Source organism: Streptomyces sp. NPDC057565, from assembly GCF_042801455.1.
GTDB lineage: Bacteria > Actinomycetota > Actinomycetes > Streptomycetales > Streptomycetaceae > Streptomyces > Streptomyces yanii.
On sequence record NZ_JBHVFU010000131.1, the window covers coordinates 1 to 7,713 of the forward strand.

The 7,713-nt window shown below is 69.3% G+C and carries 5 protein-coding genes and 1 pseudogene; 5 read left to right on the top strand and 1 reads right to left on the bottom strand.

What is annotated here, in order from left to right; translation table 11 throughout:
* Positions 1 to 1,921: Ig domain-containing protein (locus tag ACFU8W_RS51680; RefSeq protein WP_384052773.1), on the top strand; the 1,921-nt coding region annotated here is incomplete at its 5' end.
* Between the two features lie 750 nt (positions 1,922 to 2,671).
* Here the strand turns inward: ACFU8W_RS51680 and ACFU8W_RS51685 are convergent.
* A pseudogene (locus ACFU8W_RS51685) lies at positions 2,672 to 2,833 on the bottom strand (IS110 family transposase); the annotation flags it as partial.
* 530 nt (positions 2,834 to 3,363) lie between these two features.
* Between ACFU8W_RS51685 and ACFU8W_RS51690 the strand changes: the two are divergent.
* Genes ACFU8W_RS51690 through ACFU8W_RS51705 form a run of 4 tightly spaced genes read left to right on the top strand, consistent with a single transcriptional unit; the run spans position 3,364 to position 7,323 of the window.
* A complete protein-coding gene (locus tag ACFU8W_RS51690) occupies positions 3,364 to 4,215 on the top strand; it encodes a fumarylacetoacetate hydrolase family protein (RefSeq protein WP_384052774.1) in 852 nt (283 codons plus the stop codon).
* Between the two features lie 11 nt (positions 4,216 to 4,226).
* A complete protein-coding gene (locus ACFU8W_RS51695; protein ID WP_384052775.1) occupies positions 4,227 to 5,570 on the top strand; it encodes an L-fuconate dehydratase in 1,344 nt (447 codons plus the stop codon).
* Positions 5,567 to 6,328 (top strand): SDR family NAD(P)-dependent oxidoreductase, encoded by a 762-nt coding sequence (locus tag ACFU8W_RS51700; protein WP_384052776.1) that lies wholly within the window; start codon positions 5,567 to 5,569, stop codon positions 6,326 to 6,328. The genes ACFU8W_RS51695 and ACFU8W_RS51700 overlap by 4 nt, the downstream gene beginning before the upstream one ends.
* Entirely contained in the window at positions 6,325 to 7,323 is a 999-nt protein-coding gene (locus ACFU8W_RS51705; RefSeq protein ID WP_384052777.1) for an aldo/keto reductase, read from the top strand. Before ACFU8W_RS51700 ends, ACFU8W_RS51705 begins: the two co-directional genes overlap by 4 nt.
* Positions 7,324 to 7,713: the final 390 nt, after the last annotated feature.

Below are 7,713 nucleotides of genomic sequence, written 5' to 3' on the forward strand. Positions count from 1 at the left end.
GGTCCGCGACGACGATTTCGCCATCGGGCTCCGTCCGCTGACCGACCGTACCGAAGGCGCCTGGCCGCAGGAGTACCAGGACATGGGCTGGGAGAGCGAGGTTGACCACGACCCGGACCACGTGAGCGTGGGTTCTCTGGAGGAGTGGAGCGCGGCAGGCGTGACCCCCTGGGGTTCCGTACTGCGCGCCTTCACCTTCGACTACACCAAGGAACGCCACCGCAAAGTACACGGTTATCCGATTCCGGTCGGGCCGCTGCCCGGCCGCGGCGGCAAGATCGCCGGTTCCAAGATGGCACTCTTCGGAGCCTCGCCCGAGGCGACGCCGACGATCCTGTCCTACATCGCGGCGGGCGAGAAGCTTCCCTACCCGCGGCTGAACGGGCAGTGGCAAAAGGCCTCACAGGCGAGCAGCCAGTCGTGGCTGGTGCTCGGCGACCTGAAGACCGACAACATTCCGGCGGCGGCCCGATTCGCCAAGGCGGCCGGCATGGACCGCATCTACTCACTCACCACCAACTGGGGGCCATGGGAGTCGAGCGGCCACTACGAGTTCGACTCGAGCCTGGGCGGGAGCGACGCCGGGGCCGCGGCAGCCGTGGACATCGCCAAGGCCAACGGTGTGCAGCTCGGCGTACACACCCTGTCGGACTTCATCGGCACCGGCGACGAGCCCTACGACTGGGCCTTGAGCCCGCAAGACCCCTACGTCAAGGCACCCGCCGACAACCGGCTCGTGACGGGGGGCACCGCCTCGCTCACCCGTCCGCTGACGGCTGGCGACACCACCATGTACCTCGACTCCGGCGCGCTGCTTGCTGCGGGAGTGCACCACAGCTACCTGCGCATCGAGGACGAATTCGTCAGCTACGGAGCGGCCGAGCAGGTCGGGAACGAGTGGAAGCTGACCGGCGTGCAGCGCGCGCGATGGGGATCGGTCGCGGTCTCACACGCTGCGGGCGACCGCGCCGCCCGAATCGTGGCCAACAGCTACGGCGGCGCGATCGGTAACCATGCCGTCCTCGACGAGATCAGCGACAGGCTGACCACCGCGTGGAACAACACCGGCATCACCGGTATGTCGTGGGACGGCCTGGAGTCGGCATCGGAGTCCGGCTGGGGCGCTTACGGCATGGCTCACCTCGTGAACAGGACATTCCGGCGAATCGACGCCAAGGACCGACTCATCTCCGAGACCAGCCGGATGACCTCGAACACCTGGGACGCGCTGACCCGGGCCAGCTGGGGCGAAGTCGGCAGCACCTCGATGGAGCAGGTGTTCAAGAACAACAAGTACCTCCAGGCGAACTTCCTCCCCGGAATGCTCGGCTGGATCAGCCTCAAGGGCTCGGACAGTCTGCTCACCATGGAGTGGAAGCTGGCTCGAGGCGCCGGTCTGAACGCCGGGGCAGGTTTCCAGAGCTCGGTCTCCAGCCTCGTGTCGGGAGGGGAGAACACGACGCGGCTGCTCGATGCCATCCGGCAATGGGAGACGGCCCGCAACCTGGGTGCGTTCACCGCGGAGCAGCGGGCGCGATTCCGCGACCTGTCGACGAACTGGCACCTGACCGTGGTCGAGCCGGGCAAGCGATGGTCCTTGCAGGAGCTGGACGCTGACGGCAAGCCGGTCGGCAACCCCCAGGCCGTCGTCGTTCCGACCCCGAAGCTCGACGCCGGACCACTGCCCGCGGCGGCCAAGGGACACCTGTACGAGGCGACCGTGAAGACCAACACGCCGGCGACCAAGCGATACGCGGTGACCTCGGGGGTTCTGCCCTCGGGTCTCGTGCTCAACGCCGACACCGGAGGGATCGTGGGTACGCCCACCAAGACGGGAACGGCGCGGTTCACGATCACGGCGTACCAGAGCTCCGGCCAGCCGCGGGCCCAGCGCGACTACGAGATCGACGTCGCCGATTAGCCCGGCCGAGCCGGACGTGCGCGGTGGATCACCGTCACGCTGAAAGAGACCTGCACGTGGGCGTACGCCGAGGGGCGAACGCCCACGTGTGGGCACACCATCGGCCCCCCATAGCAGGACGTCGAGGTGGTGTTCGCCTTGACGCGGGCCGCCCTGCAGTTCTGGCCTCCCCCCTCGCGCCTTACAAGCTCTTCGCCCACGGCCTGGCCGGGGCACCACGAAGGGCTGAATCGACTTGCCTCGCAAGAGGCCGAACCCGGCGCTGTCCCAGGACTGGGTCGTCCACCCGGTGACCACGCCGTCGACCATCTCCGTCCACGGTCGCTCCGTCACGATGGCCAACGGGATCGTGCGGCGCTCCTTCCACACCGCACCCAACTTCACGACCACCTCGTTGAAGAACCTGGGCACGGGCCAGGAGATGCTCGACCACACCGGTGAGCCGGAGGCCATGATCGTCCTGGACGGCACCACGTACGACGTCGGAGGAACGAACGCCTCCGGTGGCTTCGTCTACGCCTCGCACCGGATCGAGGACAGCACGCAGAAGCCGTACGAGTGGACCCCCTACGAAAAGGACGGGGTGGTCACCCTCAAGCCGTACGCCGAAAAGCGGCCGTGGCCCGCCAAGGGCAAGGCGCTCCTGGTCACCTTCCGCCCCCACCCGAGCCTCGCGGCGAAGCTGCACGGCGTCACGGTGACCGCGCGCTATGAGATCTACGACGGCATCGCTTTGATGCCGGTGTCCTACAGCAGCTTCTCCAGCCGCTGGACCACCCGGTCGCGTTCACGGGTGGCAGTGGTGCGGGCCCGGCTGAGGCCCCGTAGTTCGCGGACCGGCTCGGCCGGCACGAAGGAGGGCCTCACCAGGCCGTGGATGCCGAGTTGGGCCAGCCAGGCGGGTGTGTCAATTTAACGGCCCTGTCTCACATTCGGTGGTGACGGAGAGTGTCGCTATCCGAGGAGGATGCGGTGGCGAAGAAAGGTGAAGCCTGCCCGTCCGTGCATTTGGCGTGCGATCAGCTTGGCCTTGGTGTGGAACGTCCCCGCTGCCCCGGCTGGGCGTGCGCTTCGGGCTCGACACCGCGGACGCCGTGCGCTGGTTCGGCGGCCTTTGTAGAGGTGCGTCGGGGGTGCACGACGGGTTATCCGTTCACGAATCATCGGATGGATCGAGGAGTAAGGGTCTGGCTGTATGTGCCAGACGGATGGATGGAGCGAGGCGTAAGTGTGCACTGCCCGCCCGCGAAACCCCTTCCCGGAGTTACGGGGGGAGGGGTCGGGTAGTGGGTGTGGCGGCACAGTCCTTGCTCTCTATCGTCAGGAAACATCGGATGTCTTCTTGCGGTGGAGTGGCTCTCGCTCGTATGGTCGAGCTGCCGCCGATTCATCGGATGTGTCGACACAAGGGGTGTGCCCCGCGCGATGACAGGAGACGGGACATGAAGCTGATCCGCATCGGAGACCCCGGACGGGAGATTCCGGCGCTGCTCCTCCAGGACGGGACCGCGTTGGATCTGCGGTCTCTCACCGGTGACATCGACGGGGAGTTCCTCGCCGGCGACGTGACCGGCCGGATCGAGAAGGCTCGCGCGGCCGGCGTACTGCCCGTGCTCGACATCACCGGACTGAGGGTCGGCGCCCCGGTGGCCCGGCCGGGCAAGGTGGTCTGCGTCGGCCTCAACTACCGCGACCACGCCGAGGAGACCGGCGCGCCCGTCCCCGAACGACCGGTGGTCTTCATGAAGGACCCCGCCACCGTGGTGGGTTCGTACGACGAGGTGCTGATCCCGCGCGGTTCGGTCAAGACCGACTGGGAGGTGGAGCTCGCGGTCGTCATCGGCCGCGAGGCCCGCTACCTGGCGAGCCCCGCGGGGGCCCCCGAGCACATCGCCGGCTACGCGATCAGCAACGACGTGTCCGAGCGGGAGTTCCAGCTGGAGTACTCCCCGCAATGGGACCTCGGCAAGTCCTGCGAGACCTTCAACCCGCTCGGCCCCTGGCTCGTCACCCCCGACGAGGTCTGCGACCCGCAGGCACTCGGCCTGCGCCTCGCTGTCAACGGCGAGACGCGCCAGCACGGCCACACCAAGAACATGATCTTCGACGTCGCGTACCTGGTCTGGTACCTGAGCCAGTACATGGTCCTCAGGCCCGGCGACGTCATCAACACCGGCACCCCGGCGGGCGTGGCCCTCGGCCTGCCCGGCACCCCCTACCTGCGCACGGGAGACGCCGTCGAGCTGACCATCGACGGCCTCGGCACCCAGCGCCAGACCTTCATCAACGCGTGAAAGGCACCGAGTTGTCCGCAATCGCAGCGCGGATCACCGCCGTCGACACCTACGACATCCGCTTCCCCACCTCGCGGGAACTGGACGGGTCCGACGCAATGAACCCCGACCCCGACTACTCCGCCGCCTACGTCGTCCTGCGCACCTCCGCGGCGGACGGCCACGAGGGCCACGGGTTCACCTTCACCATCGGCCGAGGCAATGATGTCCAGGTCGCCGCGATCGACGCCCTGGCCCCGTACGTCGTCGGCCGGTCGGTCGCCGAACTCACCGCCGACCCCGGCGCCCTCTCTCACGCGCTCATCGGCGACAGCCAGTTGCGCTGGCTCGGCCCGGAAAAGGGCGTGATGCACATGGCGATCGGAGCCGTCGTCAACGCGGTGTGGGACCTGGCCGCCAAGCGGGAGGGCAAGCCTCTGTGGCAGCTCCTCGCCGACGCCGACCCCCAGTGGCTCGTCTCCCAGGTCGACTTCCGGTACATCGGTGACGCCCTGACCCCGCACGAGGCGCTGGACCTGCTGACCAAGGGCAAGCAGGGCGCGCGTGAGCGTGCCACCGACCTGCTGCGACGCGGCTATCCCGCGTACACCACCTCACCCGGCTGGCTCGGCTACTCCGACGAGAAGCTGACCCGGCTCGCCCAGGAGGCCGTCGCCGACGGCTTCACCCAGATCAAGCTCAAGGTCGGGGCCGACCTCCAGGACGACGTCCGCCGCTGCCGCACCGCCCGCGCCGCCATCGGCCCGGACATCCGGATGGCGATCGACGCCAACCAGCGCTGGGACGTGGCCGAGGCGATCACCTGGACGAACGCGCTCGCCGAGTACGACCCGTACTGGATCGAGGAGCCCACCAGCCCCGACGACATCCTCGGCCACGCCGCCGTCCGACGCGGCGTCCACCCCGTCAAGGTCGCCACCGGCGAGCACGTGCAGAACCGCATCGTCTTCAAGCAGCTGCTCCAGGCCGGTGCGATCGACGTCCTCCAGCTGGATTCCGCCCGCGTGGCCGGCGTCAACGAGAACCTGGCGATCCTGCTGCTCGCCGCGAAGTTCGGCATCCCGGTCTGCCCGCACGCCGGCGGCGTCGGCCTGTGCGAACTCGTCCAGCATCTGTCGATGTTCGACTACGTGGCCCTATCCGGCACCACCGACGACCGGGTCATCGAGTACGTCGACCACCTCCACCAGCACTTCCTCGCCCCGGTCGTGATCGACCAAGGACACTACAAGGCCCCCGTCGAGCCCGGCTTCTCCGCCACCATGAGGCAGTCGAGCCTCGACACCTACCGCTACCCCGACGGCGTCTTCTGGACCGCCGACCTGGAAGCGTCGAACCCGGAGGCCCGTGCATGACCACCGAACTCCACGGCCTCACCGCCCTCGTCACCGGAGGCGCGTCCGGCATAGGCCTGGCCACCGCCACGTTGCTCGCCGAGCGGGGCGCGGACGTCGCCGTCCTCGACCTCGACCCGAGCGGCGCCCCCGCCCCGCTGCGCGGCTTCACCGCCGACGTCTCCGACGACGACTCGGTCCACGCCGCGGTGCAGGCAGCCGCCGCAGCACTCGGAGGGATCGACATCCTCGTCAACAACGCCGGCATCGGGGCCGCCGGTACCGTCGAGGACAACCCGGACGCGCAGTGGCACCGCGTCCTGGACGTCAACGTGCTCGGGATCGTCCGCACCACCCGCGCCGCCCTTCCCCACCTGCGCGCATCGGATCATGCCTCGGTCGTCAACACCTGCTCCATCGCCGCCACCGCGGGGCTGCCGCAGCGTGCGCTGTACTCGGCCAGCAAGGGTGCGGTCCTCTCCCTCACCCTCGCCATGGCCGCCGACCACGTCCGCGAGGGCATCCGGGTCAACTGCGTCAACCCCGGCACCGTCGACACCCCCTGGGTCGGACGCCTGCTCGACGCCGCGGCCGACCCGGCCGCCGAACGCGCCGCCCTCGACGGCCGCCAGCCCACCGGACGCCTGGTCACCGCCCAGGAGGTCGCCACCGTCATCGCCTACCTCGCCTCCCCGGCCGCAGGAAGCACCACCGGCACCGCCCTCGCCGTCGACGGCGGCATGGCGGGCCTACGCCTGCGACCGGAGCCCACGCCATGACGTCGCCCCTGAACCGGCTCGGCCGCAGCAGCGTGCGCGTCGGCGAACTCGCCTTCGGCGCAGCCGGGATCGGCAACCTGTTCACCGCCGTCACCGACGCCGAGGCCGAGCGGACCGTCCACGCCGCCTGGGAATCGGGCGTACGGCACTTCGACACCGCCCCGCACTACGGTCTCGGCCTGTCCGAGCGGCGCCTCGGCGCAGCACTGCGCTCCCGGCCGCGGAGCGACTACGTCGTATCCACCAAGGTCGGCCGCATCCTGGTCCCGACCCCGGAAGCCACGGGCGACGACCTCGCCCACGGCTTCGCCGTGCCCGCCACCCACCGCAGGCGCTGGGACTTCAGTGCCCACGGCGTGCGCCGGTCGATCGAGGAGAGCCTGGAGCGGCTCGGCCTGGACCGGATCGACGTCGTATACCTCCACGACCCCGACGCCCATGTCGCGCAGGCCCTCGACCAGGCCTACCCGGAGCTCGCACGGATGCGGGACGAGGGAGTCGTCGGAGCCGTCGGCGTTGGCATGAACCAGGCCGAGCTGCTCGCCCGCTTCGTCCGCGACACGGACATCGACGCCGTGCTCCTCGCCGGCCGCTACACCCTGCTCGACCAGCGCGGTCTGGCCGAACTGCTGCCGCTCGCCGCCGCCCGCGGCGTCGGTGTCGTCATCGGTGGCGTCTTCAACTCCGGACTGCTCGCCGACCCCCGTCCCGGCGCCACCTACGACTACGCCACCGCGCCGCTCGACCTGCTCTCCCGGGCACTGGACCTCAAGGCGGTGTGCGAACGCCACGGAGTACCGCTGCGCGCCGCCGCACTCCGTTTCCCGTTCGGACACCCGGCCGTCGCGAGCGTCCTCGTCGGAACCCGCAGCGCCACCGAGGCCCGCGACGCCGCCGCGATGCTCGCCCACCCGGTCCCGGACACGCTGTGGGCGGAACTCAAGGAACGCGGGCTGCTCCCTGCCGACGTGCCGACGCCCAGGGTGGGCGACTGATACGTGTCGCGCTCTTCCTCACCTGCTTCAACGACACCGTTCCTGGGCAGTGAGCAGGAGTGAGTCCTGGCTCACCGGCACGCCCCGAACGGTCTTGGGCGCACTGGTCCTCCGCTTTCGCGTCCTGGTTGGCGACGCATATCCCGTATGTGCTCCGTCCCAGGCGGGCGGAATCCCTACGACCTGGCCATGTGGGTGTGGCCAGAGGCGACGGGGAGGCCCCGAACCATCGACCTGGATCAACGCGCGGTTCTGGTGGCCGACGTACGCCGAGAATGACGGCCCCGCCATCGGAGGCGGATTCAACAAATCGTCGCAACACGAGGAGTGTTGGGGTCGTTCGTCAGTAGCTCTGTGAAGCGCTCGGCTGGGGATTCCCAGCCGAGCGTT